A 15812-nucleotide genomic window follows, 5' to 3' on the forward strand; every position below is an offset into this window, starting at 1 on the left:
GGGCAGGCATTTTCGGCCCACCGTAGTCGAACTCAGTGCAGCAACTGCGCGGCGTTGTTGGCGAGGTCCAGCACCGACTGCGGCAGGATGCCCAAAATCACTGTGACCAAAGCACATACCGCAATGGCCGCCTTGGCCAACACGCCGGGCGCCACCACTTGCGGTGTGTCATCGGTCGGCTCGGTGAAGAACATCGAGACGATCACCCGGACGTAGAAGTACGCGGCCACCGCACTCGAGATCACACCAAGGATGACCAGCGGCACCGCGCCGCCCTCGGCCGCCGCCTTGAATGCCGCGAACTTGCTGACGAATCCGCTGGTCAACGGGATGCCGGCGAAGGCCAGCAGGAACATCGAAAGCATCACGCCCACAATGGGGCTGCGCTGGCCCAGTCCCGCCCAGTGCGACAGCGTGGCGTCCTCGACGCCCTTGGCGTCGCGGACCAGGCCGACAATGGCGAAGGCCCCGACAGTGCTGAAGCTGTAGGCGACCAGATAGAACAAGGTGCCCGCGAGCCCCGACTGGTTGTCCGCGATCACGCCGGTCAGGATGAACCCGACGTGGGCCACCGACGAGTAGGCGAGCATGCGCTTGACGTCGGTCTGGTTCACCGCGGTGATCGTGCCGACCGTCATCGTCAGGATCGCGATCGCCCACAGCACCGGACGCCACTGATCGTGCAGCGGCGGCAGCGCCACGTAGACCACCCGCAGCAGCGCACCGAACGCCGCGACCTTGGTGGCCGCCGCCATGAACCCGGTGACGGGCGTGGGTGCGCCCTGGTACACGTCGGGAATCCACGAGTGGAACGGCACCGCACCGACCTTGAACAGCAGGCCCACCGACAGTAGCCCCACACCGACCAGCGCCATGGACGAATCACTTTGTGCCGCCAAGGTATCCCGAATACCGGTCAACGTCAGGGCGCCGGTCGCGCCGTACAGCAGGGCGACACCGTAAAGGAAAAACGCCGACGAGAACGCGCCCAGCAGGAAGTACTTCATCGCCGACTCCTGTGAGAGCAGGCGACGATGCCGGGCCAGCCCACACATCAGGTACAGGGGCAGCGAAAGAACTTCCAGCGCAACGAACATCGTCAGCAGGTCGTTGGACGCGGGGAACACCATCATGCCGCCGACGGACAACAGCGTCAGCGGGAACAACTCGGTCTGCGCGTTGCCCGCACGCTCCGCCTCGCGCTCCGCGTCACTTCCGGGCACCGCGGAGGCCTGCGGCGTGAACGAGTCCAGTCCGCGCGCGCTACCCACCGCGGCGGGCGTTTTGGTCGCAACGGCGGGTGCCTGGCGCTCGGCCATGAAGATGATCGCGAGAACGGCGACCAACAACAGCGTGCCCTGTAGGAACAGCGTCGGTCGGTCTACGGCGATCGATCCGACGACCGCGCGCAGCCCGGAGGACGAGGCCGGAATGGACTTGGCCACCGCGACCACCGCGACGAATGCTGCGACGAGCCCGGCAAGTGATGTCGTCACCTGTGCGATGTACCGGAAACGCCGCGGTACGAACGCCTCCACCAGCACGCCCACCACCGCCACGGCGAAGATGATGAGCATTGGCGACAGCTCGAAATACTCGACATGGGGAGCAGGGATCATTGGTGCGGTCCTTGGGCTGTCCGGGAGCCGCCCACACCGGAACCTGGGGGCGTCACCGTGGGCGAGGGATCATGTTGATTGATGGTCTGCATGGTGCTTTCCACCGCCGGGTTGATGACATCGAGCACGGGCTTGGGGTAGACCCCGAGCACGAACAGCAGCGCCAACAGCGGTGCGACGACAACTATTTCGCGCGGCACCAGGTCACGAATCTTTTCGTTGCCCGCGGCCAGCGGCCCGGTCATCGTGCGCTGGTACAGCCACAACATGTAGATCGCCGCCAACACCAGCGCGGTCACCCCGAAGGCCGCCGCCAGCCAGTAACGGTTGAAAGTGCCCAGCAGCACCAGGAATTCGCTGACGAACGGGGCCAGGCCGGGCAGCGACAGGGTGGCCATGCAAGAGACCAGGAACGTACCGGCCAGGATGGGCGCCACCTTCTGCACGCCGCCGTAGTCGGCGATCGCCCTGCTGCCGCGGCGGGACACCAAGAAGCCCGCGATCAAGAACACCGCCGCGGTGGAGATCCCGTGGTTGAGCATGTAGAGCGTCGACCCGCTTTGTCCCTGCGTGGTCATCACGAAGATGCCGGCGATGATGAAGCCGAAGTGCGAAATCGAGGTGTAGGCGATCAGGCGCATCATGTCGGTCTGGCCGATCGCCACGATCGCGCCGTAGATCACGCCGATGATGGCCAGCGTGACGATCACCGGACGGAAATACGTTGAGGCTTCCGGGAACAACTGCAGGCAGTAGCGCAGCATGCCGAAGGTGCCGACCTTGTCCATCACCGCAGTGATCAACACGGCGGTCGCCGGTGTGGACTCGACGGCGGCGTCGGGCAGCCAGCGGTGGAACGGCCACAGTGGCGCCTTGATCGCGAACGCGAACATGAACCCAAGGAACAACGCCTTGAATACCGCCGGGTCCACGTCGGCAAAGCGACCCCCGTCGCGCACGCCTTGAACGATTTCGACGAAATCGAATGTGCCGCCGCCGTGCTGCGCGGTGATCACATACAACCCGATCACCGCCGCCAGCATTATGAGCCCGCCGAACAGGTTGTACAGCAAGAACTTCACCGCGGCACGCGAGCGGTTCTCGCCCTGCCCGAAGCCGCCGATCAGGAAGTACATCGGGATGAGCATCGCCTCGAAGAAGACGTAGAACAGCAGCACGTCCAGGGCGACGACGGAGATCAGCACCATCGACTCGATGGCGAGCGTCAAGGCGACATAGGCGTGCACGCCGCGCGGGTTGCGTTCGCCACGCTCGTCACCAGCTGCGTCGTTCCAGCCCGCGATCAGCAGTATCGGGACCAGCACGGCGGTCAGTATCACCAGCACCACCGCGATGCCGTCCACACCGAGGGTGTAGCCGGCGCCGAAAGCCGGTATCCACTCGTGCTTTTCGTAGAACTGATAGGTGTCCCCGCCGGGCTTGAAGCCGACGGTGATCTTGGCCGCCAACGCCAGGGTCGCAAGACTGACAACCAAACCCGTCCACTTGGCTACCTGCCGCAGCCCGGGCGGCATCAGGATGATGACGATCGAGCCCGCCAGCGGTGCCAGCCACAACCAGGTAAGCCAACCGAAGTGCGTCACCACAGGTTCACCGCCAGCAGCACCGCGGCGACCACGACCGCGCCCACGAGCATCGACAACGCGTAGTTACGGGCGAACCCGGTTTGCAGTTGCCGCAGCCCATTCGACGTTCGGCTGATCAGCGCGGCCAGTGAGTTGACCGAGCCGTCCACGCCCGCGTCGTCGATGGTGACCAGCGCTTTGGTCAATTGCGCGCCTGGGCGCATGAACACCTCCTCGTTGAAGGCATCACCGTAGGCGTCGGCGCGTGCGGCTGTGGTCAGCGGCGAGACGCGAACGGGGGCCACCCTGGGGATTTCAGCTTTGCCGCCGTACATCCGGTAGGCGACCGCGACACCGATGACCACAACCGATAGGGCCAGGGTGGTGCTGATCCACGCGGGCACTGCATGTGCGGACTCTTCGTGGGCGCCGACGACGGGTTCCAGCCAGTGCGCCAGCGTGCCGCCGATGGCGAACAGGCCACCGGAGAACACCGAGCCGACGGCAAGCAGGATCATCGGCCACGTCATCAGGGCCGGCGCCTCGTGGGGGTGGGATTCCGGCGCCCAACGCTTCTTGCCGAAGAACGTCATCAGCATCACCCGGGTCATGTAGAACGCGGTGATCCCCGCACCCAGCAGGGCGGTACCTCCCAGCACGTAGCCGCGTACGCCTCCGGCGCCCAGCGCGGCCTCGATGATGGCGTCCTTGGAGAAGAAGCCGGCGAACGGCGGCACGCCGATGATCGCCAGGTATCCCAGCCCGAAGGTGACGAACGTGATGGGAAGTGCGGCACGCAGGCCGCCGTAGCGGCGCATGTCCTGCTCTTCGTGCATGGCGTGGATCACCGCGCCGGACCCGAGGAACAGTCCGGCCTTGAAGAAGCCGTGAGTGAGCAGGTGCATGATCGCGAACGCGTAGCCGGCGGGGCCCAGCCCGGCAGCCAGCACCATGTAGCCGATCTGGCTCATGGTGGAGGCCGCCAGCGCGCGTTTGATGTCGTCCTTCGCGCAGCCGATGAACGCCCCGAGCATCAGTGTGACGGCGCCGACGATGACGACAGCCAGTTGAGCGCCGGGGGCCAGGTTGAACAACGGGTTGGAGCGCACGATCAGGTACACGCCGGCGGTCACCATGGTGGCCGCGTGGATCAGCGCCGACACCGGGGTCGGGCCTTCCATGGCGTCGCCCAACCAGGCCTGCAGGGGCACCTGGGCGGACTTCGCGCAGGCGCCGAGCAGTAGCAGCAGTCCCGTCACGTTCAGCACTGCCTCGCTAGCGGCCGGTACGCCGGCGAACACCCCGCTGTAGGAGACGGTTCCAAAGGTGGCGAACATCAAGAACATGGCCAGCGCCAGGCCGGCGTCCCCGACCCGGTTCATCACGAACGCCTTCTTGGCCGCGGTCGCCGCCGACGGCTTGTGGTACCAGAACCCGATCAGCAGGTAGGACGCCAGGCCGACGCCTTCCCAACCGACATAGAGCAGCACGTAGTTGTCGGCGATCACCAGCAGCAGCATCGAGGCCAGGAACAGGTTGAGGTAGCCGAAAAACCTTCGGCGGTCCTCGTCTTCGGCCATGTAGGCGACCGAATAGATGTGGATCAGCGACCCGACCCCGGAGATCAGCAGCACGAAACACATTGAGAGCTGGTCGATTTGCAAGCCGAAGTCGACCTGCAGCCCGCCGACCGGAATCCAGGAGAACACCGTTTGGTGGATCGTCCGGTCCTCCGCGGCGCGACTGAGTAGATCCGCGAGCAGCGTCGCGCCCACCCCGAACGCGGACAGGGCCGCCAGGCAACCCAACCAATGTCCCCACGCGTCCGTTCGCCTACCGCCGAACAGCAAGATCGCGGCACCAGCAAGGGGCAGCGCCACCAACAGCCAGGTGTAGTCAGTCATCTTGGCGTTTTTAGCCTTTGAGTAGATTCGCGTCGTCGACCGACGCCGATTTGCGGGCACGGAAAATCGTCATGATGATGGCCAGGCCGATCACGACCTCGCAGGCGGCCACCACCATCGTGAAGAACGCGACCATCTGTCCGTCGAGCTTGCCGTGCATGCGTGAAAACGTGACGAATGCCAGGTTGACGGCGTTGAGCATGAGCTCGACGCACATGAACATGACGATCGCGTTGCGTCGCAACAGCACGCCCGCTGCGCCGATGGTGAACAGCAGTGCCGAAAGGTAAAGGTAGTTGGCCGGGTTCATGATTTTCCGCCTTTGAAAACACCGGAGATAGCCTCGCGCGAGGGGGCTTGCTTGCCGTCGGCTCCGCGGGTCAGCAAGAGCCGCGAGACGGACAACTCTGAGTAGGAGCCGTCGGGCAGTAGTGCGGCGACGTCCACCGCATTGTGGCGCGCGTAGACGCCAGGGCTGGGCAGGGGAGTGGGATGGCCGCCCGGCCGGAACCGCTCCTGCGACAGCTCTTTCTGGGTCTTGCGGCGCTCGAAGCGCTCCCGGTGGGCCAACACCATCGCCCCGACGGCGGCGGTGATCAGCAGTGCGCTGGTCAATTCGAACGCCCACAAATAGCGCGTGAAGATGAGCACCGCGAGGCCTTCGACGTTGCCCTGGTTGTTCGCGGTGGCCAGCCCGTCGAAGCCGCCGGTCGCGTAGTTGCCGATGCCGCCGATCAGCAGGATTCCGAACCCGATTCCGGTCGCCACCGCGGCCACGCGCTGGCCCCGCAGTGTCTCCTTCAGCGATTCCGCCGAGTCCACACCGATCAGCATCAGCACGAACAAGAACAGCATCATGACCGCGCCGGTGTAGACCACCACTTGGACGACGCCCAAAAACAGTGCGTCCTGGGCGATGTAGAACACGGCCAGGATGATCATGGTCAGCGCCAGATACATCGCCGAGTACACGGCGTTGACGGCCAACACCACCCCGAGCGCGCCAAGCACTGCGATCGTGCCCAACACCCAGAACATCACGGCCTCGCCGGTCGAGGTGCGAGTGATGACGTCGTGAGCAAGTGTGGTGATCACTTCGCTGCTCCGGCTTCGGCTTTGGTGTCGGCTTTCGCGTCGGCTTTGGTGTCGGCTTGCGCGTCAGGCCCGGCGCCATCGCGCCGCCGCAGGCCGTCGGCGGTCACGTTGCCCAGGTAGTAGTCCTTGTCGGTGGCGCCCTCGGTCCGGGGATGCGGCGGCGCTGTCATGCCAGGCAGCAGGGGAGCCAGCAGTCGGTCCTTCTCGTAGATCAGGTCGGCCCGGTTGTCGTCGGCCATCTCGTAGTTGTTGGTCATCGTCAGTGCTCGAGTGGGGCACGCCTCGATGCACAGGCCGCAACCGATGCAGCGCAGGTAGTTGATCTGGTACACGCGGCCGTAGCGTTCCCCGGGCGAAAACCGTTGCTCTTCGGTGTTGTCCGCGCCCTCGACGTAGATCGCGTCGGCCGGGCAGGCCCAGGCGCACAGCTCGCAGCCGATGCATTTCTCCAGGCCGTCGGGGTACCGGTTGAGTTGGTGCCTGCCGTGGTAGCGCGGTGCGACCGGGCCGGGCTTCTCCGGATACTCCTCGGTGACGGTCTTTTTGAACATCGAACCGAACGTCACGCCGAAACCGGCGATGGCGTCTAAAAACTTAGCCACGGACTTTCTCCTTTGTCGGCAGCGGCGGGGTGGGGAAAGTCGGCCACTCGTCGGCGGCAACGTCGGCCAGTTCGGCCTCGCGTTGCTTAAGTTGCTTGCGTTCCTGCCGTGCTGATGCGCGAGCACTCGGCGCGCTGAACGGCTTTCGCAGCCAGAACACCAGCCAGATCGCGACGACAGCACTGCTGACGACCAAGGTCGGGGTCCAGTACTGGAAACCCTCGTTCTTCGCCGCACGGATGATGCCCGCGATCATCACCCAGATCAGGGACACCGGAATCAGCAATTTCCAGCCCAGCGCCATGAATTGGTCGTAACGCAGCCGGGGCAGCGTGGCGCGCAGCCAGAAGTAGATGAACAGGAACAGCCACACCTTGCCGACGAACCAGAGCACCGGCCACCAGCCGGTGTTGGCGCCGGCCCACATGTTCAGCGGCCACGGGGCACGCCAGCCGCCCAGGAACATGGTCGCGGCCAACGCCGAAACCGTTGTCATGTTGACGTATTCGGCGAGCATGAACATCGCGAACTTCAGCGACGAGTACTCGGTGTGGAAGCCGGCGACCAGCTCGCCTTCGGCCTCGGGCAGGTCGAAGGGCGCCCGGTTGGTTTCACCCACCATCGAGACCAGGTAGACGACGAACGACGGTGCCAGCAGGAAGATGTACCAGACTCGGTCCTGTTTGGCGATGATCTCCGAGGTGGACATGCTGCCGGCGTAGAGGAACACCGCCGCGAACGACAGCCCCATGGCGACCTCATAGGAAATCACCTGTGCCGTGGACCGCACCCCGCCCAACAGCGGGTAGGTAGACCCAGATGCCCAACCGCCCAGCACGATCCCGTACACGCCGACCGCGGACATGGCGAGGATGAACAACACGGCCACCGGCAGATCGGTGAGTTGCAAGGGGGTGCGGTGGCCGAACACCGAGACCTCGGGACCGAACGGGATGACCGCGAAGGCGGTGAACGCCGGGATCGCCGAAATAACAGGCGCCGCAAAGTAAACGAACTTGTCGATGCCGCCCGGGGTGATGCTTTCCTTGAGCGCCAGCTTGACCCCGTCGGCCAAGCTCTGCAGGGCGCCCTTCGGTCCCACCCGGTTCGGACCCGGGCGCAATTGCATCCGACCCAGCAGTTTGCGTTCGGCCAGGATCGCCACCAGCACCGTCAGCATCAGGAACGCAAAGACGACCAACACCTTGGCGCCCACCAGCCACCAGGGGTCGTGTCCGAAGATCGGCGAAGTCATGACGACACTCCAATATTTACGATGCTGCCGATGGTCACGCCCAGCTGGCGGTGCACCGCTGAGCCCTCCGAGTTCAACGGAAGCCACACCACCCGGTCAGGCATGTCGGTGATGTTGAGCGGCAAGGTGATCGAGCCGCGCGGCGTGCTCACTGTCACCTCGTCGCCGTCAGCGGCATTGATCTCGGCCGCCGTATCGGGGGACAGGCGCACCACGGGTCTGCGTGCGGTACCGGCCAGGTGCGGTTCGCCGTCCTGCAGGCGGCCCTTGTCGAGCAGCATCCGCCAGCCGGTCAGGACGGCCTGACCCGCCTCAGGTTGGGCCGGGCTCGGCGCATCGATGTTCGGAGCTGCCGGGCGCTGGCCGTCCCAGGTGCCCAGCGCAGCCAGTTCCTCACGGGCCGTCTCGACGCTGGTCGTGCCGAGGTAGACACCAAACTCGTCGGCCAGCGAGTCGAGCACCCGGTGATCGGACTGTCGGGCCGTTTGAGTGGTGCCGCGCAGCGCGGGCTCGAAACCGCGGTACCGACCTTCCCAGTCGACGAAGGCGCCGGCCTTCTGTGACGCGGGCGCGATTGGGAACACCACGTCGGCGCGTTCGGTGACCTCGCTGTGCCGCAGTTCCAGGCTCACCACGAAGCCGGCGGCGTCCAGCGCGGCCAGCACCGCGTCCGGGTCGGCGAAGTCGCCCGGCTCGATACCGCCCACGACCAACGCCCCGAGTGAACCGTCTGCGGCGGCGGCAAGGATGCCCTCGGCGTCGCGCCCCGGCTCGGAGGGCAATTCGTCGACATGCCAGGCGGCAGTCACCTGCGATCGGGCGTTGTCGTCGGCCACCGGGCGTCCGCCGGGCAGCAGCCCCGGCAGGGCCCCGGCTTCCAGCGCACCGCGTTCACCGGCCCGCCGTGGCACCCAGGCCAGCCGGGCTCCGGTAGCGTCGGCCAACCGCGCGGCCGCGGACAATCCGCCGGGCACCGTGGCCAGTCGTTCCCCGACCAGGATGACGGCGCCGGGCTTGGCCAGCAGGTCTGCGAGCTCACCGGTCGCGAGTCCGTCGAGCACCGAAGGCTCTTCGCCCGGGCGGGCTTTCAGCAGCCGGCCGGACATTTTCTGCAGCGCGCGGGTGGCGAACGGCGCGATCGCGTACACCGGAAGCGAGCGCTTGCGGGCCGCCTTTCGCAGGCGCAGGAAGACGATGGGTGACTCTTCTTCCGGTTCGAACCCGACGAGCAGGACCACGGGCGCCGACTCCAAGTCGGAGTAGCTGACGCTGACCGGGCGTCCGGCGACCCGTGCCGCGAGGAAGTCCGCCTCCTCCGCCGAGTGGGGCCGGGCGCGGAAATCGATGTCGTTGGTATGCAACACGATTCGCGCGAACTTGGAATAGGCGTAGGCGTCCTCCCAGGTGACCCGCCCGCCGACCAGGACACCCGCGCGGCCGCGCGCCGCGTCCAGCCCTTGAGCCGCCGCCACCATCGCGTGCGCCCAGGACGCCGGTTGCAGCGTGCCGTCGCTGTCACGGATCAGGGGAGTGGTGATGACATCCGGCTGGGTCTCGTAGGTGAAGGCCCACCGGCCCTTGTCGCAGTTCCACTCCTCGTTGACTTCCGGGTCGTCGCCGGCGAGCCGGCGCAGCACCTTGCCGCGGCGGTGATCGGTGCGCTGGGCGCATCCGGATGCACAGTGCTCGCACACGCTCGGGCTGGAAACCAGGTCGAACGGGCGCGCCCGGAATCGGTAGGCCGTTCCGGTCAGTGCCCCGACCGGGCAGATCTGCACCGTGTTGCCGGAGAAGTAGGACTCGAACGGCTGGTCGGCGTAGATGCCGACCTGCTGCAGCGCGCCGCGTTCCTGCATGTCGATGAACGGATCTCCCGCGATCTGCTCGGAGAACCGCGTGCAGCGCGCGCACAGGATGCAGCGCTCACGGTCCAGCAGGACCTGCGACGAGATGTTGATCGGCTTGGCGAAGGTGCGCTTGGCGTCGGTGAAGCGAGAATCGGTGCGCCCGTTGGACATTGCCTGGTTCTGCAGTGGGCATTCGCCGCCCTTGTCGCACATCGGGCAGTCCAGCGGATGGTTGATCAGCAGCAGCTCCATCACGCCGTGCTGGGCCTTGTCGGCCGCGCTCGAGGTGAGTTGGGTGCGCACCACCATGTCGTCGGTGGCCACGGTGGTGCAGGAGGCCAGCGGCTTGCGTTGTCCCTCAACCTCAACCAGGCACTGCCGGCAGGCGCCGACCGGGTCCAGCAGCGGATGGTCGCAGAACCGGGGGATCTGGATGCCCATCAGCTCGGCTGCGCGGATCACCAAAGTCCCCTTGGGGACGCTGATTTCGACGTCGTCGATAGTCAGCGTCACCATTTCCGGCTGGGCCAGCCGGTTTTCAGTGTCGGCGGACTGTGTCGTCACGCGCCGCTCCTCTCCCCCGCGAGCGGGAGGTGCCCCCACATCGCTTTCCTGCTCTGCATCGTCGTCGGCGCGGTCACGCATTAGCTCCATTCGGCGTCAACATCGAGTCTCGAGGGTCGAAGGGGCAGCCGCCCTTTTCGATGTGGGCGATGTATTCGTCGCGGAAATGCTTGATCGACGACATCACTGGGCTGGCGGCGCCATCGCCCAACGCGCAGAACGACTTTCCCAGAATGGCGTCGGCGATGTCGGACAATTTGTCGATGTCCTCGCGGGTGCCGCCGCCGTTCTCCAGCCGCGCATAGATCTTGTCCAGCCAGAACGTGCCCTCCCGGCACGGCGTGCACTTGCCGCACGACTCGTGCTTGTAGAACTCCGTCCACCGTCGCACCGCGCGTACCACGCAGGTGGTCTCGTCGAAGATTTCCAGCGCCTTGGTGCCCAGCATCGAGCCGGCCGCGCCGACGCCCTCGTAGTCCAGCGGTATGTCGAGGTGCTCATCGGTGAGCAGCGGCGTCGAGGATCCACCGGGTGTCCAGAACTTGAGCCGGTGCCCCGCCCGAATGCCGCCGGCGTAGTCGAGCAACTCGCGCAACGTGATGCCCAGCGGTGCCTCGTACTGGCCGGGGCGGGTCACGTGTCCGGACAACGAATACAGCGTGAAGCCAGGCGATTTCTCGCTACCCATGGACCGGAACCAGTCGACGCCGTTGAAGATGATCGACGGCACGCTGGCGATGGTCTCGACGTTGTTGATCACCGTCGGCGAGCCGTACAGCCCGGCCACGGCGGGGAAGGGTGGCCGCAGCCGCGGCTGGCCGCGCCGGCCTTCCAGCGAGTCCAGCAGCGCCGTCTCCTCGCCGCAGATGTAGGCGCCGGCTCCCGCGTGGACCACCAGTTCCAAATCGAAGCCGGAACCCTTGATGTCGCGACCGAGGTAGCCGGCGGCGTAGGCCTCGGCCACCGCATTTTGCAGCCTGCGCAGCACCGGCACCACCTCACCGCGCACGTAGATGAACGCGTGGCTGGCCCGAATCGCGTACGAGGCGATGATGACGCCCTCGACGAGCACGTGCGGGGTCGCCAACATCAACGGAATGTCTTTGCACGTACCCGGTTCCGACTCGTCGGCGTTGACCACCAGATAGTGCGGCTTGGCCGCCGGACCGCTGTCGCCCTGCGGAATGAAGGACCACTTGGTGCCGGTCGAGAAGCCGGCTCCACCGCGTCCGCGCAGGCCCGAGTCCTTGACCGCAGCGATCACGGCGTCGGGCTCCATGGCCAGCGCCTTTTCCAGGCCCTTGTAGCCGTCGTGGCGCAGGTACGTTTCCAGGGTCCAGGATTGGGGGTCGTCCCAGAAGCGGCTGAGCACTGGGGTCAGCGGCGTCGCCGGGGCGCTGGTCATTGGCCGGCCTCCGATTTGTTCTCCGAGTTGGCCTCGGGCGCCTCCATGCCGTTCTCCTGCGCCACCCGCAAACCGGCCAACGTGGCCTCGCCCGCGCCGCCCTGCCCTTCGTCGGGGCGAGGGTCGGGCAGGCCGGCCAGGATGCGCGACGTCTGGCGGAACGTACACAGCGGGGCGCCGCGAGTGGGTGCTTTGGGCTGTTCGGTGCGCAGCGAGTCGACGAGTTCGCGCGCGGACTCCACGGTCTGGTTGTCGAAGAACTCCCAGTTCACCATCACCACCGGCGCGTAGTCGCAGGCCGCGTTGCACTCGATGTGTTGCAGGGTGACCGACCCGTCTTCGGTGGTCTCGTCGTTGCCGACGCCGAGGTGTTCCTTGAGGTCGTCGAAGATGGCGTCGCCGCCCATGACAGCGCACAAGGTGTTGGTGCAGACGCCGACCAGGTATTTGCCGGTGGGGCCGCGGCGATACATGGTGTAGAAGGACGCCACCGCCGACACTTCAGCGCCGGTCAGTCCGAGCTGTTCGGCGCAGAACTGCAGACCCGCCGGCGTCAGGTAGGAATCCTCGCCCTGTACCAGGTGCAGCAACGGCAGCAGCGCCGAGCGCTTGCTCGGGTAGCGTCCGATGATCTCCTTCGCCTCGACCTCGAGGCGGGCCTGCACGTCGGGCGGATACGACTGCGGGGCGCCCTCGACCAAGAATTGGTTGGGCTCCTCCGGCGGCGGTCCCAGGCGGATGAAAACCCGCTCCCCGGCCCCCCCGTTTTGAACGCCCCCCGAACCCGGCTCCGTCATCGGTCCACCCCGCCCATGACCGGGTCGATGCTGGCGACCGCGGTGATCAGGTCGGCCACCATCGCGCCCTCGCACATCGCTGCCACCGACTGCAGGTTGGTGAAGGATGGATCCCGGTAGTGCACACGGTAGGGGCGGGTACCGCCGTCGCTGACCATATGCACACCGAGTTCGCCGCGTGGTGACTCGACGGCCACGTAGACCTGGCCGGCCGGAACCCGGATGCCCTCGGTGACCAGCTTGAAGTGGTGGATCAGCGCCTCCATGGAACCGCCCATGATCTTGGCAATGTGTTCGGGTGAATTGCCCATGCCGTCGGGTCCGACGTACAGGTCGGCCGGCCAGGCGATCTTGCGGTCCTCGACCATGGTCGGCCCCGGCCGCAGCTTGTCCAGACACTGCTCGACGATCTTCACTGACTCCCACATCTCTTTGACGCGAATCATGTAGCGCCCGTACGAATCACACGAGTCGTCGGTGATCACATCGAAGTCGTAGTTCTCGTACCCGCAGTAGGGTTCGGCCCTACGCAAGTCGTGCGGCAAGCCGGTGGAGCGCAGGATCGGGCCGGTGACGCCCAGCGCCATACACCCCGCCAGGTCCAGGTAGCCGATGTCCTGGGTGCGCGCTTTCCAGATGGCGTTTTCGTTGAGCAACTCGCCCATCTCGCGCAGCGGGACCTTCAGTGCCTCGAGCGATTCGGCGATGTAGTCAACCGCATTGGGTGGCAGGTCCTGCGCCAGCCCACCCGGGCGGATGTACGCGTGGTTCATCCGCAGACCGGTGATGTGTTCGAAGATGGTCAGCACGATCTCGCGCGCCCGGAAGCCGATGAACATGGCGGTCATCGCGCCAAGCTCCATGCCGCCGGTGGCCAACGCGACCAGGTGCGACGAGATTCGGTTGAGCTCCATCAGCATCACCCGAATGATGTTGACCCGCTCCGGGATTTCGTCGGTGATGCCGAGCAGCTTCTCCACGCCCAGGCAGTACGCGACCTCGTTGAAAAACGGTGACAGGTAATCCATCCGGGTCACGAACGTGACGCCCTGGGTCCAGTACCGAAATTCCAGGTTCTTCTCGATTCCGGTGTGCAAGTAGCCGATTCCACACCGGACCTCGGTGATGGTTTCGCCTTCGATCTCGAGGATCAGCCGCAACACCCCATGGGTGGACGGGTGCTGGGGCCCCATGTTGACGACGATGCGTTCGCCGGGATCCGCGTTGCGTGCAGCTTCGATGACTTGATCCCAGTCCTGGCCGCCGGCCAACAGGACTGTCTCGGCGGTGTCGGTCATTCTTCTTTTCCGTCTTTTCGCATTAGTTGTAGCCCCTGCGCTCGTCGGGCGGAGGTATCTTGGCGCCCTTGTATTCGACCGGGATGCCGCCGAGCGGGTAGTCCTTGCGTTGCGGGTGTCCGTGCCAGTCGTCCGGCATCTCGATGCGGGTCAACGACGGATGGCCGTCGAAGATGATTCCGAAGAAGTCGTACGTCTCGCGCTCGTGCCAGTCGTTGGTCGGATAAATGGCGAAGAGCGACGGGATGTGCGGATCACTGTCTGGCGCAGACACTTCCAGCCGCAGTCGGCGGGAGTGGGTTATCGACCTCAACGGGTAGACCGCGTGCAATTCCCGGCCTGTCTCGTTGGGGTAGTGCACCCCGTTCACACCCAGGCAAAGTTCGAAACGCAGTTCGGGTTCATCCCGCAGTCGCTGGGCCACCTGCGGCAATCGGTCCCGGGTGACGTGCAGGGTCAACTCGTCGCGGTAGACGACGACCTTCTCTATCGTCTCGTCGAATTCGAGCCCGTCGCGCTGCAGCGCCTCTTCCAACCGGTCGACGACCTCGTCGAAGTAACTGCCGTACGGCCGCGGCGTACCCCCGGGGAGGGTGACTTTGCGGACCAGGCGCCCATATCCGGAGGTGTCGCCGGTCCCCTGCACGCCGAACATGCCGCGGCGGACATTGATCACCTCTTCATTGGCGGTTTCTCCGCCGGACGGAACATCCGTTCCCGTCGGAGTAAGCGTCGCTCCCTGCGGGTCGTGATCCGGTGAGCTCATCGCAGCAACCCGCGCATCTCGATGGTGGGCCGGGCCGACAACGCTGCCTCTTCGGCTTCGGCGATGGCACGCTCCCGGTTGACGCCCAGCGGCATCTCCTGAATCTTCTCGTGCAACTTCAGGATTGCGTGCAACAGCATTTCCGGCCGGGGCGGACAGCCGGGCAAGTAGATGTCCACCGGCACGACGTGGTCGACGCCCTGCACGATCGCGTAGTTGTTGAACATCCCGCCCGACGAGGCGCAGACGCCCATCGCCAGAACCCACTTCGGCTCGGCCATCTGGTCGTAAACCTGGCGCAGCACCGGGGCCATCTTCTGGCTGACCCGTCCGGCGACGATCATCAGGTCCGCCTGCCGCGGCGTCGCCGAGAACCGCTCCATGCCGAACCGTGCGATGTCAAACCTCGGGCCGGCCGTCGCCATCATCTCGATGGCGCAGCAGGCCAACCCGAAGGTGGCCGGCCACAGGGAGTTCTTGCGGACGTAGCCCGCCACCTTTTCGACGGTCGACAGCAGTATCCCGCCGGGTAATTGTTCTTCGAGACCCACGTCCCTACCTCAATCCCAGGTCAGGCCTCCGCGGCGCCACACATAGGCGTACGCCACGAACACCGTGAGCATGAAAATGACCATTTCGACCAGCGCGAACTTGCCCAGGTAGTCAAAGGTGACCGCCCACGGGTAGAGGAACACGATCTCGATGTCGAAAACGATGAACAACATCGCCGTCAGGTAGTACTTGATCGGAAACCGCTGGCCGGTCGCCGTCTGCCCAGCGGGCGAACGGGATGTCATGTCGGTCGGCTCGATGCCGCACTCGTACGCGGCCTGTTTGGACCGGTTGTAGCGGGACGGGCCGACGATGCTCGCGAGTACCACCGAGCCCACGGCGAAGACGGCGGCAAGCGCGGCGAGGACCAGAATGGGTACGTAGACGTTCAAGTCGCTCCAAGATCCGTCGTATGGGGCCGCCAGCGCGGCGGCCGGGCGGTAGCGGGGCTGCTGTGAAGGACCGGTTCGTGTGGGCCGTCACAATATGCATCAACATAGTCGTGCGTCACACAGCGCACAT

14 protein-coding genes are annotated in these 15812 nt (G+C 65.6%); all 14 read right to left on the reverse strand.

The window, feature by feature from the left end; genetic code table 11:
- Positions 1 to 32: 32 nt before the first annotated feature.
- Entirely contained in the window at positions 33 to 1619 is a 1587-nt protein-coding gene (gene nuoN / locus G6N68_RS05460; RefSeq protein WP_163708867.1) for an NADH-quinone oxidoreductase subunit NuoN, read from the reverse strand.
- The gene (locus tag G6N68_RS05465; protein WP_163708869.1) at positions 1616 to 3223 is read right to left on the reverse strand and encodes an NADH-quinone oxidoreductase subunit M; all 1608 of its coding nucleotides are present in this window, start codon (positions 3221 to 3223) and stop codon (positions 1616 to 1618) included. Before G6N68_RS05465 ends, nuoN begins: the two co-directional genes overlap by 4 nt.
- On the reverse strand, positions 3220 to 5109 hold the full coding sequence (gene nuoL, locus G6N68_RS05470) for an NADH-quinone oxidoreductase subunit L (protein ID WP_163708871.1): 1890 nt from the start codon (positions 5107 to 5109) through the stop codon (positions 3220 to 3222). The genes G6N68_RS05465 and nuoL overlap by 4 nt, the downstream gene beginning before the upstream one ends.
- A gap of 10 nt (positions 5110 to 5119) precedes the next feature.
- Positions 5120 to 5419 carry an NADH-quinone oxidoreductase subunit NuoK gene (nuoK, locus tag G6N68_RS05475; protein WP_163708874.1) on the reverse strand — a complete coding sequence of 100 codons (300 nt, stop codon included), beginning with the start codon at positions 5417 to 5419 and terminating at the stop codon, positions 5120 to 5122.
- Positions 5416 to 6204, reverse strand: a complete 789-nt coding sequence (locus G6N68_RS05480) for an NADH-quinone oxidoreductase subunit J (RefSeq protein WP_163708877.1) — start codon at positions 6202 to 6204, stop codon at positions 5416 to 5418. Before G6N68_RS05480 ends, nuoK begins: the two co-directional genes overlap by 4 nt.
- The gene (nuoI, locus tag G6N68_RS05485) at positions 6201 to 6806 is read right to left on the reverse strand and encodes an NADH-quinone oxidoreductase subunit NuoI (protein ID WP_371871538.1); all 606 of its coding nucleotides are present in this window, start codon (positions 6804 to 6806) and stop codon (positions 6201 to 6203) included. The genes G6N68_RS05480 and nuoI overlap by 4 nt, the downstream gene beginning before the upstream one ends.
- Positions 6799 to 8061, reverse strand: a complete 1263-nt coding sequence (gene nuoH, locus G6N68_RS05490; protein ID WP_163708880.1) for an NADH-quinone oxidoreductase subunit NuoH — start codon at positions 8059 to 8061, stop codon at positions 6799 to 6801. Before nuoH ends, nuoI begins: the two co-directional genes overlap by 8 nt.
- Entirely contained in the window at positions 8058 to 10472 is a 2415-nt protein-coding gene (locus tag G6N68_RS05495; protein ID WP_263991915.1) for an NADH-quinone oxidoreductase subunit G, read from the reverse strand. Before G6N68_RS05495 ends, nuoH begins: the two co-directional genes overlap by 4 nt.
- Positions 10473 to 10545: 73 nt before the next feature.
- Positions 10546 to 11877, reverse strand: a complete 1332-nt coding sequence (gene nuoF, locus G6N68_RS05500; protein ID WP_163708882.1) for an NADH-quinone oxidoreductase subunit NuoF — start codon at positions 11875 to 11877, stop codon at positions 10546 to 10548.
- On the reverse strand, positions 11874 to 12674 hold the full coding sequence (gene nuoE / locus G6N68_RS05505; RefSeq protein WP_163708885.1) for an NADH-quinone oxidoreductase subunit NuoE: 801 nt from the start codon (positions 12672 to 12674) through the stop codon (positions 11874 to 11876). Before nuoE ends, nuoF begins: the two co-directional genes overlap by 4 nt.
- Positions 12671 to 13972, reverse strand: a complete 1302-nt coding sequence (nuoD, locus tag G6N68_RS05510) for an NADH dehydrogenase (quinone) subunit D (protein WP_163708888.1) — start codon at positions 13970 to 13972, stop codon at positions 12671 to 12673. The genes nuoE and nuoD overlap by 4 nt, the downstream gene beginning before the upstream one ends.
- A gap of 22 nt (positions 13973 to 13994) precedes the next feature.
- Positions 13995 to 14738: an NADH-quinone oxidoreductase subunit C gene (locus tag G6N68_RS05515; protein WP_163708891.1), complete on the reverse strand. Its 744-nt coding sequence runs from the start codon at positions 14736 to 14738 to the stop codon at positions 13995 to 13997.
- The gene (locus tag G6N68_RS05520; protein WP_069419171.1) at positions 14735 to 15289 is read right to left on the reverse strand and encodes a NuoB/complex I 20 kDa subunit family protein; all 555 of its coding nucleotides are present in this window, start codon (positions 15287 to 15289) and stop codon (positions 14735 to 14737) included. The genes G6N68_RS05515 and G6N68_RS05520 overlap by 4 nt, the downstream gene beginning before the upstream one ends.
- A 9-nt stretch (positions 15290 to 15298) precedes the next feature.
- Positions 15299 to 15682 (reverse strand): NADH-quinone oxidoreductase subunit A, encoded by a 384-nt coding sequence (locus G6N68_RS05525; RefSeq protein ID WP_163708894.1) that lies wholly within the window; start codon positions 15680 to 15682, stop codon positions 15299 to 15301.
- Positions 15683 to 15812 lie beyond the last annotated feature (130 nt).

This window comes from Mycobacterium bourgelatii (assembly GCF_010723575.1).
In the GTDB taxonomy this organism is placed as follows: Bacteria; Actinomycetota; Actinomycetes; order Mycobacteriales; family Mycobacteriaceae; genus Mycobacterium; species Mycobacterium bourgelatii.

Coding starts and splice junctions, on each gene's coding strand:
- nuoH (WP_163708880.1), bottom strand. CDS start 8,061: ATGACTTCGCCGATCTTCGGACACGACCCCTGGTGGCTGGTGGGCGCC.
- nuoK (WP_163708874.1), bottom strand. CDS start 5,419: ATGAACCCGGCCAACTACCTTTACCTTTCGGCACTGCTGTTCACCATC.
- nuoE (WP_163708885.1), bottom strand. CDS start 12,674: ATGACGGAGCCGGGTTCGGGGGGCGTTCAAAACGGGGGGGCCGGGGAG.
- nuoF (WP_163708882.1), bottom strand. CDS start 11,877: ATGACCAGCGCCCCGGCGACGCCGCTGACCCCAGTGCTCAGCCGCTTC.
- nuoN (WP_163708867.1), bottom strand. CDS start 1,619: ATGATCCCTGCTCCCCATGTCGAGTATTTCGAGCTGTCGCCAATGCTC.
- G6N68_RS05515 (WP_163708891.1), bottom strand. CDS start 14,738: ATGAGCTCACCGGATCACGACCCGCAGGGAGCGACGCTTACTCCGACG.
- nuoD (WP_163708888.1), bottom strand. CDS start 13,972: ATGACCGACACCGCCGAGACAGTCCTGTTGGCCGGCGGCCAGGACTGG.
- nuoL (WP_163708871.1), bottom strand. CDS start 5,109: ATGACTGACTACACCTGGCTGTTGGTGGCGCTGCCCCTTGCTGGTGCC.